Origin of the sequence: Shewanella sp. GD03713, assembly GCF_029843705.1 — a bacterium.
GTDB lineage: Bacteria > Pseudomonadota > Gammaproteobacteria > Enterobacterales > Shewanellaceae > Shewanella.
This window is the reverse complement of record NZ_JAOCIW010000001.1, coordinates 3,804,980-3,825,632: the sequence shown is the minus strand read 5'-3', so window position 1 is coordinate 3,825,632 and position 20,653 is coordinate 3,804,980. Positions and strand designations below refer to the sequence as shown.

General features: G+C 49.3%; 11 protein-coding genes. 6 read left to right on the top strand and 5 right to left on the bottom strand.

What is annotated here, in order from left to right; genetic code table 11:
• Positions 1 to 5 precede the first annotated feature (5 nt).
• The 4 genes from N5E87_RS16780 to N5E87_RS16765 are packed head-to-tail and all read right to left on the bottom strand — an operon-like array spanning position 6 to position 3,208.
• A complete protein-coding gene (locus N5E87_RS16780; protein ID WP_279775463.1) occupies positions 6 to 1,235 on the bottom strand; it encodes an ATP-binding protein in 1,230 nt (409 codons plus the stop codon).
• Positions 1,236 to 1,246: 11 nt separating this feature from the next.
• Entirely contained in the window at positions 1,247 to 1,963 is a 717-nt protein-coding gene (locus N5E87_RS16775) for a response regulator transcription factor (protein ID WP_089067087.1), read from the bottom strand.
• On the bottom strand, positions 1,960 to 2,379 hold the full coding sequence (locus N5E87_RS16770) for a DUF3019 domain-containing protein (RefSeq protein ID WP_089067088.1): 420 nt from the start codon (positions 2,377 to 2,379) through the stop codon (positions 1,960 to 1,962). The genes N5E87_RS16775 and N5E87_RS16770 overlap by 4 nt, the downstream gene beginning before the upstream one ends.
• Positions 2,369 to 3,208, bottom strand: a complete 840-nt coding sequence (locus N5E87_RS16765) for a MipA/OmpV family protein (protein WP_279775462.1) — start codon at positions 3,206 to 3,208, stop codon at positions 2,369 to 2,371. The genes N5E87_RS16770 and N5E87_RS16765 overlap by 11 nt, the downstream gene beginning before the upstream one ends.
• Before the next feature lie 292 nt (positions 3,209 to 3,500).
• Here N5E87_RS16765 and N5E87_RS16760 point away from each other — a divergent pair, with 292 nt between their 5' ends.
• From N5E87_RS16760 to N5E87_RS16750, 3 genes are all read left to right on the top strand, one after another.
• Positions 3,501 to 8,621, top strand: coding sequence for a S8 family serine peptidase (locus N5E87_RS16760; protein WP_279775461.1), 5,121 nt, complete (start codon positions 3,501 to 3,503; stop codon positions 8,619 to 8,621).
• 183 nt (positions 8,622 to 8,804) lie between these two features.
• Positions 8,805 to 9,956: a chromate efflux transporter gene (chrA, locus tag N5E87_RS16755; RefSeq protein ID WP_279775460.1), complete on the top strand. Its 1,152-nt coding sequence runs from the start codon at positions 8,805 to 8,807 to the stop codon at positions 9,954 to 9,956.
• A gap of 135 nt (positions 9,957 to 10,091) precedes the next feature.
• Positions 10,092 to 11,756, top strand: coding sequence for a methyl-accepting chemotaxis protein (locus N5E87_RS16750; protein ID WP_086902671.1), 1,665 nt, complete (start codon positions 10,092 to 10,094; stop codon positions 11,754 to 11,756).
• A gap of 119 nt (positions 11,757 to 11,875) precedes the next feature.
• Here the strand turns inward: N5E87_RS16750 and fdhF are convergent, their stop codons facing one another.
• Positions 11,876 to 16,174, bottom strand: a complete 4,299-nt coding sequence (fdhF, locus tag N5E87_RS16745) for a formate dehydrogenase subunit alpha (RefSeq protein ID WP_279775459.1) — start codon at positions 16,172 to 16,174, stop codon at positions 11,876 to 11,878.
• Between the two features lie 527 nt (positions 16,175 to 16,701).
• Between fdhF and prfB the strand changes: the two genes are divergently transcribed.
• The 3 genes from prfB (at position 16,702) to pbpG (ending at position 20,652) form a co-directional block, all read left to right on the top strand.
• Positions 16,702 to 17,800, top strand: a protein-coding gene (gene prfB / locus N5E87_RS16740) for a peptide chain release factor 2 (RefSeq protein ID WP_279775458.1) whose coding sequence is annotated in 2 segments (ribosomal slippage) — positions 16,702 to 16,776 and positions 16,778 to 17,800 — 1,098 coding nt in all. Because the reading frame shifts where the segments join, the coding sequence is not laid out codon by codon here.
• A 29-nt stretch (positions 17,801 to 17,829) separates the two neighbouring features.
• On the top strand, positions 17,830 to 19,332 hold the full coding sequence (gene lysS / locus N5E87_RS16735; RefSeq protein ID WP_086902673.1) for a lysine--tRNA ligase: 1,503 nt from the start codon (positions 17,830 to 17,832) through the stop codon (positions 19,330 to 19,332).
• A 363-nt stretch (positions 19,333 to 19,695) separates the two neighbouring features.
• Positions 19,696 to 20,652: a D-alanyl-D-alanine endopeptidase gene (pbpG, locus tag N5E87_RS16730; RefSeq protein WP_011621623.1), complete on the top strand. Its 957-nt coding sequence runs from the start codon at positions 19,696 to 19,698 to the stop codon at positions 20,650 to 20,652.
• The last annotated feature ends 1 nt before the right edge of the window (position 20,653 follow it).

Here is a 20,653-nt window from a genome sequence, read left to right as displayed (position 1 = left end):
CTCAATTACTCGGCGTCAGTTTCAGCTTTAAGTGTTAAGGCATCGTCCCAGCTAATGCTGATTTCGGCGCCGCCTAAGGCCTGTGAGCGGCTTAACTCCAGCGTGCCATAATGCCAAGTGGCAATTTTCTTAACGATATATAGTCCTAAACCATAGCCACTGGTATCGCTTTGCTGGCTATCCCGCTCGAAGGCCGCCACCAGTTTTTTGCCTTTACCCTCAAACCCCGGACCATCATCCTCGACACTGAGCCGATTTATGCCACCTTGCTGATGGAAATGGACATGGATGTCATGTTGGGCGAACCGCATGGCATTTTGGATAAGGTTTTGAATCGCAATCGTCATCGCAATCGGGTCGAAGTGGGCCTGCTGCGAGTCATGGTGAAACACTATGTTGAACTTAGGTTGGTAGATGGCGTATTTGTGGGCCAGTTTTTCCATAAACAAGCTGATGGCTTGCGACTCTTGGCTGAGGGTTTCTTCCTTATGCTCTAGACGGGCAAAAGACAGATAATTTGCAGCAAGCTGTTCAATATCATCGATATCTTCATTTAAGCGATTGGCGTAATTGCTGTCTATCTGTGGCCGAATAATTTCCAGCGCAAAGCGCATCCGCGCAAGAGGTGTACGTACCTCATGGGAGATGGTGCGGGACAGCTCCTTATGCATCTGGATAAAGTCGACGATTTGGTGGCTGACGCTGTTAAAAGCCTTCGCAAGCGGGAAAATTGCCGAGTGTTTATGGACTTCGTTGGGGCGTTTGCGCGGGGCTTGGCCAAATTCGATAGCAGCCTCCTGCAAATGGTTAAGATCCCGAAATACCGGCCAGATCCACCAGAGGGCAACTAAGCAGAGTGATGAATACAACCCTAATAAAATCAAACTAGTATTACGCTCTTTTGGCGCAGAGGTTTGCAATGGGCCCAGCATCAAGATGTGCTGTTTGTCTTTATCTAAGTGGTAATAATAGAGTTCATTGCTGCTATGGCGCAGAGCGATGGTCGCCCCCTGTTGCAGCGAGTCCTCTAAGTTTTCCGGCAGTGAGAGGGCGCCGATGGGGAGGCGTTGTATCTTCGGAAGCTGCTCATCATAGTTTTGCAGCAGGTCGTCAACGTCGATTTGGTAGTTGTACTCATCGTGGGCAAAATGCTCGGCGAGTTCACCAAAGCTCCAGATCACTAATCCGCAGGACAACAATAAAAATATAAACAAGCGGTAGAACTGAAATTTCATTTCGGTTAAACCTAGCCTTTTTTGGGTAAATAATTGAATAAATAGCCTTTGCCGTGAATAGTCGTAATGGCTAATCCCGGCACATTGAGCTCATCTAAGCGTTTACGCAGGCGGCTGATTTTTAAATCTATGGCCCTGTCTAAACCGTCATATTCGCGGCCGACCAGCTGTTCGAATAAAAACTCCCGCGATAACACTTTGCCGGCGTGCAGGGCGAAGATCCACAGCAGTGAAAACTCTTTAGTGGTAAAGGAGAGGGCTTCATCCCCCAGATTCACTTGCTGGAGGTTTGGGTCTAAAAATAAGTCGTGTAGCTTAAGTTTACTGCGGCTGCTGCTGGATTGTTGTTTGCGCAGGTTGGCCTTAATCCGCGCCAGCAGTAAAGGCGGCACCACGGGTTTGAGCAAGTAATCGCAGGCGCCTAGATTTAATCCCCGAATTTGATCGGCATGATTATCGAGCGCCGTTAGGAAGATAATCGGGCAGGGATAACTCGCGGCCAACTGCGGATAGCTGCTAAAGCCATCTTGTCCTGGCAGCATGACATCGCAAATGATGAGGTCAAAATCATCGGTGTCCTGACGAATGAGTGCATCTTCGGCATTATCTAAGTGGATAAGCTTATAACCCTCTTGGGTTAAATAGGTACAGACCAAGTCTGCAAGGGGTTGGTCGTCTTCAATCAACAGGATTTGCAATTGGGGTTCGGACATTGGCGCGCTTGTCATAATAAGTTCCAGTTCAGTCCGCGACGTCTTCTGGGATTGGCGGGTTCAAACTTAGCGACTTTGACTAACGCTGTGGTCACTATGTGGTTGCTTTGCGGATCCCTGAGTTCAAATAAGGCATCTTTTTCGAGGGTCAATTGCACTTGGTATTTAAAATCGAGACTGTCCTCAAAGCAGGTGAGTGCGACCGCTTCCGTAGTGAGCCACACACAGAGTGACTGAGGGATATCCGATTGATACTCAATGAGTAAGTCTAAATGGCAGTCGGGCTTTTCGAGGGTGACCGCACAGGTGTTCGGCGTGATTTTCAGCTCGTCGGCCAGGGACGTCAGGCTGACGAAGCAGGCCAAGATTAAGCTGCAATAGGTACAATAGGTGAGCCAGAGTGAGCTTGAATGGTAGGGTTTAGAAATCATAGCTAAACCCTACAAAGCCAGACAAATAGCCGGACTTATCGATCAGCACACTGTCGGTAATTTCTTGCCCTAACCAGGTATATTCGAGGATCCCAACAAAATTCACATTATCGAAAATGGGCACATTGACCACGGTACGGGCATGGTAATTGATGGTGGCCGAGGGTTGATATTTGCTACGCAGTGGACCTTGTTCTTCCTTGGTCAGTTTGTAGTAGTAACTGACGAGGTTTTCACTTTTTCGAATCGCACCCACTTCCAAGCCGAGCGCGCCCCAAGAAAATGCCTGACTGCGTTTGAGCCTGAGCTGAATTTCATTACCTTGGTGCACCCCAGTAATATCGTGGAAGTACCCGAGACTCACATCGAGATAGGGCGTCACCCAAGTGGTATTGACTCCACCTAGGTAGGAAAGATTGCGTTCAATTTCCTCAAATTTAACGACTTTTGGATTAATGGGCTGCTTCACTGGGGTATAACCTACAATATCACTCAGTAATAGTTTATTCAGTCCATCGAATTCGTAGAAAAAACCGTCCTCATTAAAGCGTGTCTGCAGGTCAACAATAAAGTTATCCGACTCATACAGGCTATAACCTAAGGTGAAGTTCTCGACATAAAAGTTCTCACCGTAGTAATACCAAGTGGGCAATATCCAAGTGTTGACGTTATCCACCTTCGCCCTTGGGTTTTCGAGCGCGCCATAACCTGCGGCAAGGGAAATCTGCCAGTCTCCGGCGGAAACTGTTTCAATTTCTTTAGCTTGCAGCGCGGCACTCTGACTTAGTAGTGCGAGCAGTAAGAATCGTTTTTTAACCTTAACTGTCACTTCTTAGATAATCCCCAATGTTGTTCAAATACTTTGCTAAACCGCATTAAGACGAGCCTCAGCCTATCATTTTGTTCACAGAATTTAAGCATAATTATTCATAGTGCTACAAAATGCTACATCTTTGTCTGCAAAGGAATGTGTGAGTTTTGTGTTTTTCTTGTGTTATCAGATTGTACAAAATGCTACGTGAAAGTGTTGAGGTTTTCTCCAGCTTGAGTGCTTAGATGGTATGCCGCTAGGCAGCTGGCCCGTAAAAACGGCTCGCAATAACAATAATGGAGAAAGCAAAGTGAAGCTTAAAATACTAACTTGTACTATTGCTGCCGCCCTTTATGGTGCTGGTGCTATGCAGGCTGCTGCTAGCATAGGCGATGTACATCAACTTAAAGGTTTGCAGTTAACACCAGAGCAAATTGCAAAATTAAATGCCCCAGAAGCCAAGATCGATGATTCAGATATTGGGGTGGGTCTAAACCTACAAATTACTCCTCAAGCTAACAAATTCGAATTTGAGGAAGGGTTAACGGGTGAGCAGATTTACATCGTTCGTCTCAATCAAAAACCACTGGCGCAAGTTAGTACGGAACTGCTCGCCAGTTCAGCTACCAGCAAAACCTTTGGCAAATCGTCAAACTCAAAATTATTCGTTGCCGGTCAACCCGCCAGTAGCGCTGTAAAGAATTATCGCAGCCGCTTACTCGACAGCCAAAGACAAGTGATTGCAGACATTCAATCGACCGTGGGTTCACGTCAAGTACGTCAACAATTTACCAATGCGGTCAACGGTTTCTCTATCGCAATGACACAGGAAGAGGCGCAGCGCGTGTCTCAATTAGCCAATGTGTCTTCGGTTCGTCGCTCAAAAACCTATGAACTATTATCGGATGCGGGCCCTGAGCTAATCCAAGCCGACAAGATTTGGTCGGGCGAAGCCACGCCAGATGCGGGTGCCTACAAGGGTGAAGGTATTATCGTTGGTATCGTCGATACCGGGATTAACTCTGATCACCGCTCATTTGCGGCCGTTGGTGACGATGGCTATAAGCACAGCAACCCATGGGGTGCGGGTAACTATATAGGTGACTGTACTAAGAGCGGTTTTGAGACCATGTGTAACGACAAGTTAATTGGCGTTCGCTCTTATCCTGTGATTACCGACAATTTCACCAGCGGTGTTTATGGTGCGACTCGCCCAGCTGTGGGTGAAGACTATCAAGGTCACGGTTCACACGTAGCCTCTACCGCCGCGGGTAACGTGCTGCTGGATGTGGATTATGTCAGCCCTGAAGGCGGCAAAGCCGTTTCCGATGGCGCTGTGATTAAACCGAATCTGTTCCCACGCATGAGTGGTGTTGCCCCCCATGCCAACATCGTCGCTTACCAAGTGTGTCATCCTGACAACCAGCTCAATGCGGGCTGTCCGGGTGAGGCGCTGATTGCGGGTATTGAAGATGCAATTAACGATGGCGTTGACGTCATCAACTTCTCCATCGGTGGTCAAGATTCAAACCCTTGGGTTGACGATGTGGAATTGGCGTTCTTATCGGCTCGTGAAGCGGGGATTTCCGTTGCGGTTGCGGCGGGTAACTCTGGCCAACCAGCAGGTTATAAAGAATATTTTGGTCTGATTGACCACGCGTCACCATGGTTAATGAACGTAGCGGCCAGCACCCACGCTCGCGAAGTGGAAATCACCACTAAGCTGATTGACCCTATGGGTGGCAGCGAAGTGCCAAAATGGAGCGAAATTATTGGTGGTGCAATCAACGCTACATCCGTCACGGGTATGGTGGTTAACGCTAAAAACTTTGGTGATGAATACTGTGCTAAACCTTTCCCTGCGGGCACCTTCGATCTGAAAGACGGCGACGGAAACCCAACGGATGTGATCGTCGTGTGTAAGCGTAACAGCTTATCAGACACTGCCGGTGTTGCCCGTTCCGCGAAGGCGGATAACGTTAAAGCGGGCGGCGCCGATGGCATGATCATGTATAACTACGCGAACGGCGATGCGCTGGTGCCTACGGCTTCTTACTCTGTTCCAAGTATCCATATTACTAAGGAAGAGTGGGACGGTCGTTATGATAACGGCCTAGCGGGTTATGGTTTAAGTGATTGGCTGGCAAAGGGTAACTACCACATGCTGACCATTTCTGGCACGACCATCGAACGTACAATGGATCCAGAACGTGCCGATTGGTTAGCGGCATTCTCCTCTCGCGGTCCAAGCCCATCGACGCCAGAAGCGCTGATCCCTGCCGTTGCGGCGCCAGGGGTGGATATTTACGCGGCCTTCGCTGATGAACATCCATTTAGCGGTTCACCTGCATCGGGTGACTTTGCCTTCTTAAGCGGAACTTCAATGGCATCGCCACACGTGGCGGGTTCGATGGCCTTGTTACGTCAAGCTCAGCCAAGTTGGAGTGCAACTGAAATCCAATCGGCGCTGGCGATGACGGCTGAAAACAAAGTGCATTACTATCGCTTGGATGACAAGAATGGTGATGTGGCTTTAGCCTCAACTTACCGTGCGGGTACTGGCCGTATCAACGTGGCCAATGCTGTGAATGCGGGCTTTGTGATGGATGAAACCGTTGAGCGCTTTAAAGCGGCTGATCCACACAACGGCGGCGCGGTTCATAAGCTGAACATTCCACAGTTAGTGAACTTTGAATGTAAGCCTAAGTGCCAATGGATCCGTACCATTAAGGCGACTAAAGACGGTACTTGGAGTGTGACCAACGGTGATGTGATTAACTGGAGCGTCGATTCACGTTCACAGTTAGTGCAAAACGGTGTGTCTATTAAAGTATCGCCAAGCGAGTTTACGCTAGCTGCGGGTCAAACCATGGATATCGTGGTCGAAGCATCGATCATGGATACTCAAGATTGGTTCAGTAACGCGGAAGTGGAACTGCATTCAAACCTGATCTTCACCGAAGCCAACGGCAAAGCCTCTGAGGCGCATTGGCCTGTAGTCTTCAAATACGACAAAAACGGTATGCCAGGACGCTTAAGCGCAGTGGCTCACCGTAATGATGCAAACGCTGTGATCAAAGGTATCGATTTACCTGAAGGTGACAACATTCATGGTCGTATCTTTAGCCCAGTGAAAGCGGATGTGAAAACTGTTGTGCTGCCAAAAGATAACGATGGTAACTTCCCATGGAGCAGCAATGCGGATATGACCATCAGTATGGATGAGCGTATCGACGAAGCTACCCATGTGGAAATGATTGATGTGCCAGCAAATGCTCGCCGTTTAATCGTCGAATCTTTCGGTACGGCTAAGTCTGATCTCAGCGCGACGTTAGATAAAGGCAACCTGATCGTTTATGTCGGTAAGGACTATAACGGTAACGGTAAGGCCGATCCTTTCGAAGAACTGCTCTGTGTGTCTAACCACATCCAATACAACAACTTCTGTAATATTAACCAACCAGAAGAAGGTCAGTATTGGGCGTTATTCTACAACCCAAGAAAAGGCACTGCGGCGAACAACTATTACAATGCGCTGGAAGAAACCTTCCAATATGCGACGACCGTTGTAATGGACCAAGTTGCCAGCGATATGAGTGTTGAAGTACCTGCGAGCAATGGTCGCGATCCTGTCGATATCAAAGTTAACTGGGATATGCCAGAGATGAAAGAAGGTGACGTGTACTACTCGTTACTGGACTTTGGTACCTCAGAGGTTAACGCCGGTAACATTGGTAAAGTCGCCTTTAAACTCGAGCGTGGCGTAAATGATGTTCACTTAGACGCAACGCAAACTGCGGCTGTGGCTGGCGATCAAATTCCATTCACCTTCGAAGTGCAACCTAACGATACGGGTGCAGACCGTGCATTTAGCATTGTCGCGACCATTCCGTCTGGACTCAGCCTACGCCCTGAGGACGTACTGAGCTCTTCAAGCGCGATTGTGCAAGATGTGAAACTGGAAAATGGCAAGCTGACGATCAGCGGTGTTCAACCCGATACCAGCGATCTGGCGCCACGTTACAACGTCACCACTAACATTGATGACGCTATGTGCCGTACGCCAAACTTTGGTAACAAGAAGCCAGGCGGTTACGTGAACTTAGAAGAGTTCTCTATCTACCCAATCTTCAGTGGTTTTGCGCCAGTTGAGTATGGTTCTAACGGTAAGGCACTCAGCGGTAAGGATAATAACATCCTGTATCGCAACGGTATTACCTTACCAATCAGCACTGTGTTTGGTGGTGCGTTCGACAGTTTCCACCTGTATAACAACCAAGACAAGATCAACGTTTGGAAGCAGAATGCTTTGGAAATTCGTGGTCACGGTATCGTGTCCTTATTCCAAGGGCAGCCATTCTTCTACCCATACCATGACATCTTCCCATATAACAGCTTCCCATATGCCTCTATCGGTATGTTGTGGCGTGGATTTGGCCTAGGTGCGGGTGCGACTCAAGATATTCTGAGTGCGCCATTGATCAATACATCAGCTGAGCGTTCGGGTATCTCTATTGCGAGTACTCAAACCGGTTGGGGTATCTTGGAATACGATAATGCACGTTCTTATAAGTCATTAGGATACGATGCAAACCGTGTTTACCAATGGGAAGAGAAGGACGATAGATTCGACTTCGAGCTTATCTTCAACGTGAACACCCGCTTCGGCGACGGTGAATACGAAATGATGATGGCCTACGACAATATCAACTTTGGTTCTCAAGATGGTCGTGGTTCTATCGGTCTACAAGGTTTCCAAGGTGGTTTATATAGCTATGGTCCATTGCAGCAGTACCTCGGTGAGCAATACGCCTTCGATAACCTGAAGGACAAAATCAGTAATGGTTTAGTCGTGTGTTATGACTACGTTGGCCCAGAGTCGTCACAGTTTGAAGTGACTGCATGGACTACCGTGAAAAATAATGCTGCAGGCCAAGCACTGACGGTTGATGCGGTTAGCCAAGTTGAAGGTATGGCTGACATCAGCATGAGCCACACTGTGACTGTGCCATCCAATATCAGCATTGGTGCTATTGCCGACCAAACGATTGCGGAAAACACGAGCTTAGAAGGTCTGAAGGTTGTGTTTGCCGATGAGCAAAATAGCGTGAACAAGATCACCGTAACCGGTGAGCACATCAGCGCTGTAGTGAATGGCAATACTTCAGGTTCAACTATCACAATTACACCAGAAGCTAACTTCCACGGCGACGTAGAAGTCACTGTGACGGTAAGTGATGTGGAAAACCCAGCCGATGCAGCGAGCACCAGCTTTATGCTGACCGTTGAATCCGATGGTGTTGAACCGACTACACCAGAAACACCGACTACACCAGAAACACCAGCTAAAGATAGCAGCGGTGGTGCATTAGGTGGTTTATCTATGCTACTGGCTCTCGGTGCATTGATCAGAAGAAGAAAAACTCACTAATCATGGGTTTGACTTCCTAGTCAATTGATATTTATCCTGAATTTAGGATGCCGGCAAATGGATTTTGCCGGCTTTTTTGTTTATGGAATCCGCGATACTTCGAAGATTTCACATTTCACTTTCATTAAATTGTCTTTTTAGTGGCATAATCTTGCTCACTTTATGCATCGAAAGGCAAAGCTTATGCTGCAGATATTCTTACGTTTTTTTTCCCTTGGGTTGATGAGTTTTGGTGGACCGGCGGCGCATATCGGCTATTTTCGACAAACCTTTGTTAACGAACTCGGCTGGCTCGATGATAAACGCTATGCCAGCTTGGTCGCTTTAAGCCAATTTATGCCGGGACCGGGATCGAGTCAGGTGGGGTTTGCCATTGGTTATCATCGCGGTGGACTGCTCGGCGCCATCTCGGCCTTTGCCGGATTTACCTTACCTTCCTTTGTCTTGATGTATCTGCTGGCGGTGACGACTGCCGCTTGGCTCGATAACCTTTATATGCAGGGCATAGTCCATGGCTTAAAACTGTTAGCGGTCGTGGTGGTGGCAGACGCTGTGCTGGCGATGTTTAGCCAGTTTTGCCAACGTAAAACGGCGCGTTTACTCATGCTTGGCAGCGCCGCGGCTATGTTGATTTTCCCATTCTTGTGGACCCAAATTGCGCTGTTAATCCTTGCTGCGCTTTTAGGCTTGTCATTCCTCAGTGCGAGCGAGAGTGAAGTGCAAAAGTCTGAACCCATTCGCTTGAATTACCTGAGCCTCGCTATATTTATCGCCTTGTTTGCGGGGAGTTTTTTTGCGATTAACCTCGGCGCCGAGGCGGGGATCTTTGGCGAATTCTACCGTGTCGGCAGCTTAGTCTTTGGTGGCGGCCATGTGGTGCTGCCACTGCTTGAGACCACAGTTGGCGATGCGATGAGCGGTGATCGTTTCCTCACTGGTTATGCCTTTGCCCAAGCTGTGCCTGGGCCTATGTTCACCTTTGCGACCTTCCTTGGTGCCGAGATGATGTTAGACAATCCCTTTGTCGGTGCGGCTATTGCCACCATCGCTATTTTCTTACCGGGATTTTTATTGATGCTGGTGGGCTTAAAGAGTTGGCACGCGATTGCCGCCAGACCCAAGATTGCTGGCATGCTCTCGGGCGTGAATGCCTGTGTGGTGGGATTATTGGCGGCGGCGCTGTATCAACCCGTGTTTACTCAGGGCGTGTTATCTGCCGTGGATATGGCGGTGGTGTTGCTCGGTTTTGGTGCGCTAAAGCTCTTTAAACCGCAGATGTTACTGCTGGTCCTTGGCTTTAGCGTATGCGGTATCGGATTGATATTGCTTGGTTAAACTCAATTATCGACATGCTAGCTGGTGCAAATTAATACAATATTTGTTAAGTCAAACCCAAAGATGTTGCACCGTTTTGGCTATACTTCAGAAATATAAAAAAATATAAGCTCGATCACCCTGGAGTAAGCAAGCATGTCGAATTTAAGCCTGCGTAATAAATTACTGCTGTTGTCTTTGTTTCCCCTCATTTTGACCCTGTTAGTGCTCATGACCGTTTCCTACTATGTCGAACAAGAATCCCTCGCGGAAGAAGTGGTGACCTTTAGGACTAAACTGGTTGGCGAACGTAAACAACAAATCAAAGAAGCGACCGAAATTGCCGCCGGGATCGTGCAATATCAACTGTCCCTCAAGGACCAAGGCAATGTGAACCAAGCCCTGCGTGATATTCGTTTTGGCAGCGCTGGTTATTTCTTTATTTATGATTCCCAAGGTAAAAACATTTTCCACGCCTTAATGCCGAATCTCGAAGGTCAAAACAAAATCGATATGACAGACCCTCGCGGTACTAAGATCATCGTCGGTTTGTTGGATGCGGCCAAACGCGGCGACGGTAACTTTTCCTATTACTATCAAAAGCCCAATACCAACGAGCAAATCGAGAAGATTAGCTACGTGATGATGGTTCCGGGTACCGACTGGATGTTAGGTACTGGGGCCTATATCGACGATATCGAAGCCGTGGTGGAGGATTACCGCCAAACCGTGACCGAACAAATGGCCGATAAATCCTTCATGATCCTGTTAATTGCCCTCGTGCTAACAGGGATCACGGCCTTTATCATTATGGTTGCAGCCCATCGTATGGTGGTGCCGATTAAAAATATGGCGGACAGCCTGAACGATATTGCCAAGGGGGAAGGGGATTTAACTAAACGCTTAAGCGTGAAGGGCGAGGATGAAATTGCTCAGTTAGGTCAAGCCTTTAACTTATTCGTCGATAAGCTACAAACCATTATTGGCGATGTGGCCAACGCCACGGCTAAGGTGAAATCCGCCGCCAATGCGATTCATGACCAAACCAAAGTGATGTCGAGCCAACTGCTGAGCCACAATAACGAGACAGACCAAGTGGTGACGGCCATTACCGAGATGTCGTCTACCGCGAGTGAAGTCGCACAAAATACCACCCAAGTGGCCGAGGCGACCCAAGCGGCGACTGGGGATGTGGCCAATGCGCAGCGCTGCGTCGATGCCTCACTCGAAGAGATTGCAGGACTGATGGCGCAAATCAATAATGCCGCGGGCAGCATTAAGTCCCTAAGTGAGCAATCGCAAAAGATTAACAGTGTCTTGTCTGTGATTGGCGGCATCGCCGAGCAAACCAACCTGCTGGCCCTTAACGCGGCGATTGAAGCCGCCCGCGCCGGTGAGCAGGGGCGTGGCTTTGCCGTGGTGGCCGATGAAGTGCGTAATCTTGCTAGCCGTACTCAGGCAAGTACCTTAGAAATCAATGAAATGCTTTCAGAACTCCACAAGCTGGTGGCCTTGGCAGTCAAAACCATGGACGAGAGCCAGCAGAGCTGCGTGCGCTCGGTGGATTCTTCCCGCGCTATTTCGGAAAGCTTAGGCTCTGTGACCTCGGCGGTGACTGCGATTAACGATATGAGTACCCAAATTGCGACTGCGGCGACCGAGCAAAGCTCTGTGACCGAAGAAATCAACCGTAACGTTTATGCCATCCAAGAGATCGTTAACGAGCTGCTCCACTCCAGTGAAGATGCGGCCAAGGTGAGTCAAACCGTGTCTCAAGAAGGAATTAATCTGGGTAAATTGGTGGGGCAGTTTAAGATTTAACTCGGCTAATTAAGCAAGTTAATTAAGCAGTTAATTAAGTTAGCGAATAAAAACGGGAGACAGTGTCTCCCGTTTTTATGTTGATCTTTGGGCTTAAATTTTATGCTTTTTATGCAGCCCTAAGCTGGTTCACTCTTGATTGCAGTCACCTTTTCAGCCCTGACCGCACAGACCTTATATTCGGGAATATAAGCCACAGGGTCGAGCGCATTGATGGTGAGTTTATTGGCCGCTGCTTCCACAAAATGGAACGGCAGGAACAGCACGCCCGCTTGGGCGCGTTTAGTCACAAAGGCATCGATTTCAATCTCACCGCGGCGGGTGGTGAGGCGAAGTTTATCGCCGTTATGGATCCCCAGTAGCTCCGCATCATAGACAGAAATCATCACCTTAGGCGCGCCGAGTAGATCCAGCCCAGGTGTTTTACGGGTGAGTGTGCCCGTGTGGAATTGCTCCAATAGCCGTCCCGTCGACAGCGTCAGCGGATACTCGTTGCAGGGCATTTCGGCAGGTAGGCGATAACTAACGGGGGTAAATAAGCCTAAGCCTCGAGTGAATTGGCTTTGGTGCATAATCGGCGTCCCGGGATGGGTTTCATCCGGACAGGGCCATTGAATCCCTTGGGAGATTCGACCTTCTGCATTGGCACTTAATCTGTCCCAGCGAATACCGCGATACTGCGGGGTGAGCTCGTTGATCTCGCCCCAGATAGCTTCTTCGTTGGCATAATCCCAGTTAGCGCCCATGGCATTAGCGACCGCTTGCACTATCTGCCAATCGGGCAAGGCTTCACCCGGTGAGGCGAGCGCTTGCTCGAGTCGCTGCACCCGACGCTCGGTATTGGTAAAGTGACCGCGTTTTTCCACGAATGCGGCGGCGGGCAAGACCACATGGGCAAGCTCGGCAGTCTCGGTTAAAAAGATATCCTGCACCACCAGAAACTCGATTTTGCTCAATGCATTAAGTACATGGGCTTGGTCGGGATCGCTGAGCACGGGATTCTCGCCCATCACATACAAGGCTTTAATGTTGCCCTTGGCAATATCATGCATCATATGGGTTGCGGTGACGCCAATCTCTCCCGATAACGGCGTTTGCCAGTGGTCTTCAAAGCGCATTCTGGCATGAATATCCGTGACCTTTTGGTAACCGGTAAAATAGTTGGGCAGTGCGCCCATATCGCAGGCACCTTGGACATTGCTCTGGCCGCGAAGTGGGTTAATCCCCGCGCCAGACACACCAATATTGCCGCAAAGTAGCTGCAAATTAGAGATGGCCGTGACGTTATCGTGCCCAGTCGTATGCTGAGTGATTCCCATGGCGTAGTAAACTGCGGTCTTTTGCGCCGTGCCTATGGTACGCGCGAGGCGGGCAATGTCTTCGGCCTTTACGCCCGTTATTAACGCCGCGTTTTCGAGGGAGTAATCCTCCTTGGCTAACTCCGCATAGAGGGCCTCAATGCCTTCGGTACGCTGGGCGATATAGGCTTTATCCTGCCAATCGTTGCGAATAATCTCCGCCATAATGGCGTTGAGCAGCATCACATCCGTCCCCGGTCTGTGGGCGACATACAGCTCGGCCTTTTCGGCAATGCCAACGCGTTTCGGATCGGCAACCAGCAAACGCGCGCCGTGCTGCATCACCGCCTGCTGAATTTTCGAGGCGATAATCGGATGGGCGCAGGTGGTGTCTGAACCTAAGATAAAGATGACGTCCGAGTCCTTGATGCTCGGAATATCATTGGTCATTGCGCCGCTACCAATACTCTGCTGCAAGCCTGTTACCGTCGATGAGTGGCATAGGCGGGCGCAGTGATCGATATTGTTGGTGCCAAGAACACTGCGAACGAACTTTTGTAGCACAAAGTTATCTTCGTTGGTGGCCTTAGCTGAGGCGAGACTGGCGAGGGCATTGCTGCCATCTTTTTGTTTTATCTCGGTTAAGCGTTTTGCCACATAGGCGATGGCTTCGGGCCAGCTACTCGGTTGCAGCTCGCCGTTTTTACGGATCAGTGGCGTAGTGAGACGTTTGTCGCTGTGAATAAAATCGAAGCCAAAACGTCCCTTAACACACAGCATGCCTTGGTTAACGACCGAGTCCTTATTGCCTTCGATATGACGAATGCGATTGGCGTTGGAGTCGATTTTAAGGTCGAGGCGACAGCCCACGCCGCAGTAAGTACAAATCGTCGATGCGGTTTTTAACTCTGTGCTATCGCCTTGGCGTTTATCCCGGGCATCGACCAGTGCGCCCGTCGGACAAACCTGTACACAGTTACCACATTGAACACACTGGCTATCGGCCATGCTCGCACTAAAGCCGACTCTCGGCGCACGGCGCTCCATGTGTTGAGTCATTTCCTGCGGCAGCGCCTGGTAGGAATCTTGGCTAAATTGGATGGCGCAGTGGCCACTCTGCTGCTGACACACATCGACGCACTTACCGCAGCTAATACAGCGATTAGCATCGAATTGAATAAAGGGTGCGCTCTTATCAACACTGAAACGTCGCGCATTTTCAGTGGCTAAGCTTTTGGCCTCGACACCATAATCCGTGGCGTAATCCCTAAGCTTACAGTCAGTATTGGCCTGACAGGCGCACTCGAGGCAACGAGCCGCCTCTTGCATGGCGGCATCGGCGGGAAAACCTAACTCGACTTCACTGTAATTCAGTAGCCGTTGCAGCGCCGTGAGTTCGGGCATCTTCAAGCGGGGCTGACGCGGCGTATGGGGATAAAGCGTTGACCCTGCTTTTGAGCTTGTTTCGGTTTGCTTTAGGGCGTTTGGAATGAGGGCGCTTGGAATGGTTTTGACCGAGTTAAACTCATGGGCATGTAAATCGCAGCTAAGGCCAATTTTTAGCATCTTATCAATAGCGATGGCCGCTTTACGGCCATCGCCAATCGCGGCTACGGCAGTCGCTGGGCCGCGGCGGGCATCGCCCATAACAAACAGTTTTTCTACCCCCGATGACATGGTTTGCTCGCAGCCTATCAGGGTGTTCCAGCGGCTCAGCGCCAGTTCGCCATGGCTGAGTTGCCCTAAAGGATCCTGCATAAAACTCAGATCTGGCGCTTGGGAGACGGCGGCGATAACGGTATCGAAGGCCTCGCTAAAGGTTTCCCCTGTGTCCACGGGCGCGCGTCTGCCCGAGGCATCGGCTTCGCCGAGCGCCATTTTGCTGAAGGTGACAGCTTCTACCTGTCCATTGGCATCGCTATGATTTTCAATGGGATTGGTTAAGAAGTGGAATTTGACGCCTTCAACCTCGGCCTCATGTACTTCGTAAGCTTCGGCGGGCATTTCGGCGCGGGTACGGCGGTAGATTAAGGTGACATCGCAGCCTTCGCGCACGGCGGTGCGGGCGCAGTCGATGGCGGTGTTGCCGCCACCAATCACGGCGACTTTTTTGCCCAACTTCAATTGTTTGTCGAGGCAATGATCCTTAAGAAAATCTACCCCAAGGTAACTGCCCGTAAGTTCTGAGCCTTTATAGTTCATCGGCACCGCCTTTTGGGCGCCGATGGCGAGGCACACCGCATCGAAATCGGCGACCAGTTGGGATAAATGAATTTCATGGCCGAGGCGAGTATCCGTATGAATGGTTAACCCATTGCGGCACAGCAGCGCGATTTCTTTATCGAGAATCGACTTAGGTAAACGGTATTCGGGGATCCCATAGCGCAGCCAGCCGCCCGCCTTGGGCATAGCTTCAAAAATCTCAACATGATGCCCTTGGTTTGACAGGTAATAACCGGCACTTAAGCCTGCGGGGCCCGCGCCAATAATGGCAATTTTCTTGCCCGTATCAGCGAGGCGTGGTGGTTGATAACTGCCGCCTTGTTCATCGTCGGCCAAGTCTAAATCGGCGGCGTGGCGCTTAAGTTGACGAATAGCTATAGGGTCATCGACGAGGCCGCGGCGGCATTCCGTCTCGCAAAATGCGGGGCAGACTCGGCCAATCGACAGCGGCAGCGGCAGGGTGTCTTTAATGACTTTAATCGCTTGGGTGTGGTCACCTTGGGCAATGTGGTACAGGTAAGTTTGCACATCCACGCCCGCGGGGCAGGCCTGCTGGCAGGGCGCCTCACAATCGGCAAAGTGGTCACTTAAAATCGTGCTCAGTGCAGCTTGGCGCTGTTTGGTTAAATATGCCGATTGGGTGATGACCTTCATGCCCGCTTCGGCGGGCGTTTCACAGGCTTTAACACAGCGCAGGCTGGCATTGGTGTTTTCGATTTGCACTAGGCAGAGGTTGCAGTCCTGTTTATCGGCGTTAGGAGCTGCGCCCAATTGCCGTGTCGCATCCGTTGGTTCGCACAGACTCGGAATGGCAATGCCCGCCTTACGGGCCGCCTGTAGTAGGGTTTCGCTCGGCTCGGCCGTGACGCTGTGATTGTCGATGTTAAGTTCTATCATCCCAAGGCCTTTTATATTTGTAGGGTGCTTGCTGCATTGGCGTAAAGCGGCAGGCTTAAGGTGGGTTTGAGTATAACTAGAGCGCTTTAGAAGACGCTTATGGGCGGGGGAAGTTTGACGCTAAATTGCCGCTGTCATCACAAACCCGTGTCAGACTGTGCGCTGATGAAGGTTTGCTGGTGGAAAGTTGTGATTTGCTTGGTGTTTTGCATTTGATTTATCTGTATCTTGCTTAATCCTTTGAGGTTTTTAGTGATTATCACTGTTTAGCTTGCTCAAATTTATGTTTGAACGAGGCGTTAAACGGGTTATTTCATGTAGGATCACAGTCTTAACAGGGCTTTGTCTGTTAATCTGCTGGCGCCAGCGGTGCTTTTTAGGCTGATAAAATCGCCCTGAAGTGTCAACACGCCCTAGGTTTACAGCCGTTGTTAGGTTAAAATGCGCGGTTGCAAATACTGTTAATCGCCGCCTCCTTTGATGGAAAATCCATTGAAACGGCAAAAATAAAGCGAAGTTGAAAATCCATGTTTGAAGTTAATCCAGTAAAATTCAAAATTAAGGAGCTTGCCGAGCGTACGCAGCTTCTTAGGGGGTATCTTTGACTACGATGCTAAGCATGAGCGTCTAGAAGAAGTCAGCCGTGAACTTGAAAGTTCTGAGGTGTGGAACGAGCCAGAACGTGCTCAAGCCCTAGGTAAAGAGCGCGCCAGCCTCGAAGCCGTTGTCAAAACTATCGATGATATGGACGCCGGTCTAGAAGACGTTGAAGGTCTGCTAGAGCTTGCCATCGAAGAAGAAGACGAAGATACCTTCAATGAAACCACCAAAGAGCTGGATTATTTAGAGCGCCGTTTGGCCGAACTCGAATTCCGCCGTATGTTCTCTGGTCAACATGATGCCTCCGATTGTTACTTAGACATTCAATCGGGCAGTGGCGGTACTGAGGCACAAGACTGGGCCAACATGGTACTGCGTATGTACCTGCGTTGGGGCGAAGCACACGGATTCAGCCCTGAGCTGATGGAAGTTACCGACGGTGACGTCGCCGGCATTAAGGGCGCGACCATTAAATTTACCGGTGAGTATGCTTTCGGTTGGTTACGTACCGAGACGGGCGTGCATCGTTTAGTGCGTAAATCGCCATTCGACTCATCGGGTCGTCGCCATACCTCTTTCTGCTCGGTATTCGTTTACCCCGAGATTGATGACGATATCACCATCGACATCAATCCTGCTGACTTACGTATCGACGTATACCGCGCCTCGGGAGCGGGTGGTCAGCACGTTAACCGAACCGAATCTGCGGTACGTATTACCCACTTACCGACCAACACGGTAGTGCAGTGCCAGAACGACCGTTCACAGCACAAGAACAAAGATTCGGCGATGAAACAGTTAAAAGCCAAACTGTTCGAATTAGAAATGCATAAGCAAAATGCGGAAAAGCAAGCCGCCGAAGATGCCAAGTCTGACATCGGTTGGGGCAGCCAGATCCGTTCTTATGTATTAGATGATTCCCGTATTAAAGACTTACGCACTAGCGTGGAGACGCGCAATACCCAAGCGGTACTCGATGGCGATCTGGACAAGTTTATCGAAGCCAGTTTGAAATCAGGGCTGTAATTAATTCAAAGGTATAGACGAGAAATAAGATGACTGAACAAGTACAAGATGAAAACAAACTGATTGCCGAGCGTCGTGCCAAGCTAGAAAGCATTCGCCCGAACTGCAGTGCTAATGCTCACCCTAATACTTTCCGTCGCACCCACAAAGCGGCTGAGTTGCAGGAAAAATACGGTCAAAACACTAAGGAAGAACTCGAAGCCTTAGGTTTTAAAACCAGCATCGCTGGCCGTATCATGGCAAAACGTGGCCCATTCCTCGTGATCCAAGACGTGTCTGGTCGTATCCAAGCTTACGCTGAAAAGGGCGTTCAAGCGGATCTGAAGGATAAATACCAAGGTCTGGATATCGGTGACATCATCGGCGTAACTGGTCAGTTGCACTTGTCTGGTAAAGGCGATCTGTACGTGAACATGGAAGAGTACCAACTGCTGACCAAAGCACTGCGTCCTCTGCCAGAAAAATTTCACGGCCTGACCGACCAAGAAACTCGTTACCGCCAACGTTATGTGGACTTAATCGTTAACGAAGAATCTCGTCAAGCCTTCGTTATGCGTTCAAAAGTGGTTGCTGCTATCCGTAACTTCATGATCAAAAAAGAGTTCATGGAAGTTGAAACCCCAATGATGCACGTGATCCCAGGCGGCGCTTCAGCCCGTCCATTTATCACTCACCACAATGCGCTGGACATGCCAATGTACCTGCGTATCGCGCCAGAGTTATACCTCAAGCGTTTAGTGGTCGGTGGTTTTGAGCGTGTGTTCGAAATCAACCGTAACTTCCGTAACGAAGGTCTGTCGCCACGTCATAACCCAGAATTCACTATGATGGAATTCTATATGGCCTATGCAGACTACAAAGATCTGATGGACTTAACCGAAGAACTGTTAAGCTCTATCGCGATTGAACTGTTAGGCAGCGCGCAAATGCCATATGGCGAGCACACTGTTGATTTCGGTGGCCCATATGCCCGTTTAAGCATGTTAGAAGCGATTCAGAAGTACAATCCTGACAACGCAACTATCCAAGCCATGACCTATGAGCAAGTGAAAGATCTTGAATTCATGCGTGAACTGGCGATCAGCCTAGGCATCAAGATCGAGAAGTTTTGGACCTGTGGTCAGCTATTAGAAGAAATCTTCGGTGAAACCGCTGAATGGCAGTTAATGCAACCGACTTTCATCACTGGCTACCCAGCGGACATTTCGCCACTGGCACGTCGTAACGATGACAATCACTTCATCACCGACCGTTTTGAATTCTTCATCGGTGGCCGTGAAGTGGCTAACGGTTTCAGCGAGTTAAACGATGCTGAAGACCAAGACAGCCGCTTTAAGGCGCAGGTTGATGCAAAAGATGCGGGTGACGACGAAGCCATGTTCTACGATGCAGACTACATCACTGCACTGGAACACGGTTTACCACCAACAGCGGGTCAAGGCATCGGTATCGACCGTTTAGTGATGCTATTCACTAACACTCATACTATCCGTGACGTGATCCTGTTCCCAGCGATGCGCCCACAGGCCTAAGCCTGTTAGGTGTTGATTCAACACCAAGTGCATGAGCGAGTAATAAAAAACCAGCCTAATGGCTGGTTTTTTTATGGCTGTGATATTTTTACTTGCAAAGCTTTTGAATCATTTCACTATAAAAAAGCGATTTTATAGGTTTAGTCACTACTGACGATTGTGGTCATGGATCGCGCTGCTTAGTTATTCATTTATGCTAATGTTTTACGCTGTTATTTTGCATTAATTTTTTAATGTAAAAAGTGCTGATATTACTGATAAAAGTCGATGGGGATTCTATTCCTTTTTCCACAGACCTCTTATACTTAGCTTCAACCTTGTGCGTAGCACATTCGACTTATTTAACGACTCAGTGAAATCTACATGAAGATCCCTTCTCTGCTTGGTAGTTTTATCTTGGTATGCAGCAGTTTAACTGTTGCCGCGACAGCGCATTCTGCCGATTCGGCCTCTGTCACTACAAAAAGCACCGCCACGGCGAAAAAAGCCCCTGCAAAACAGCAGGAAGTGGCCGCCAATAGTGCGCTGGTGGTGGATCTAAAAACCAACGAAATTCTCTATTCCAGTAATCCAGATGCCGTAAGGCCCATTGCCTCTGTGACTAAGCTGATGACCGCCATGGTGACCTTAGATGCTAAGTTGCCTATGGATGAAAAGCTTGCCATCAATATCAACGATACTAAGGAAATGCGCGGTGTCTACTCTCGAGTGCGTATCGGCAGTGAAATTAGCCGTAAAGATATGTTATTGCTGACATTAATGTCATCAGAAAACCGTGCGGCGGCGAGTCTTGCCCACCATTATCCTGGTGGTCATAAGGCCTTTATTAAGGCGATGAACGCTAAGGCAAAAGCCCTAGGCATGAAGAATACTCGTTATGTGGAGCCGACTGGGCTGTCAGAGAAAAACGTTTCGAGTGCCCGCGATCTAGTGGTGTTACTCAAGGCCAGTGAAGGCTACCCCATGTTAGGTCAGTTAAGCTCGACCGAAAAGAAAACCGTCACCTTTGGCAAACCTAAGTACAGCCTTGACTTTAGAAACACTAACCGTTTGGTTTACAAAGATAACTGGAACATTCACCTCACTAAAACTGGCTTTACCAATGAAGCAGGCCATTGTTTAGTAATGCGTACCGAAATGGCTAAACGCCAAGTGGCCTTTGTGGTGCTCGATGCCTATGGAAAATACACCCATATGGCGGATGCCAACCGTTTACGTAACTGGTTAGAAACAGGCAAAGTGACTCCTATCCCTGCCGAAGCTAAGCAGTATAAAAAGCAGCGTAGCCAGCAGCAGTTTGCCAAAGTCAGCGAGACCTAAG

Bases quoted from the DNA above. Each gene is read 5' to 3' on its own strand.
- N5E87_RS16780 (WP_279775463.1), bottom strand. From the start codon at position 1,235: ATGAAATTTCAGTTCTACCGCTTGTTTATATTTTTATTGTTGTCCTGC.
- N5E87_RS16775 (WP_089067087.1), bottom strand. From the start codon at position 1,963: ATGACAAGCGCGCCAATGTCCGAACCCCAATTGCAAATCCTGTTGATT.
- N5E87_RS16770 (WP_089067088.1), bottom strand. From the start codon at position 2,379: ATGATTTCTAAACCCTACCATTCAAGCTCACTCTGGCTCACCTATTGT.
- chrA (WP_279775460.1), top strand. From the start codon at position 8,805: ATGCTGCAGATATTCTTACGTTTTTTTTCCCTTGGGTTGATGAGTTTT.
- N5E87_RS16750 (WP_086902671.1), top strand. From the start codon at position 10,092: ATGTCGAATTTAAGCCTGCGTAATAAATTACTGCTGTTGTCTTTGTTT.
- fdhF (WP_279775459.1), bottom strand. From the start codon at position 16,174: ATGATAGAACTTAACATCGACAATCACAGCGTCACGGCCGAGCCGAGC.
- lysS (WP_086902673.1), top strand. From the start codon at position 17,830: ATGACTGAACAAGTACAAGATGAAAACAAACTGATTGCCGAGCGTCGT.
- pbpG (WP_011621623.1), top strand. From the start codon at position 19,696: ATGAAGATCCCTTCTCTGCTTGGTAGTTTTATCTTGGTATGCAGCAGT.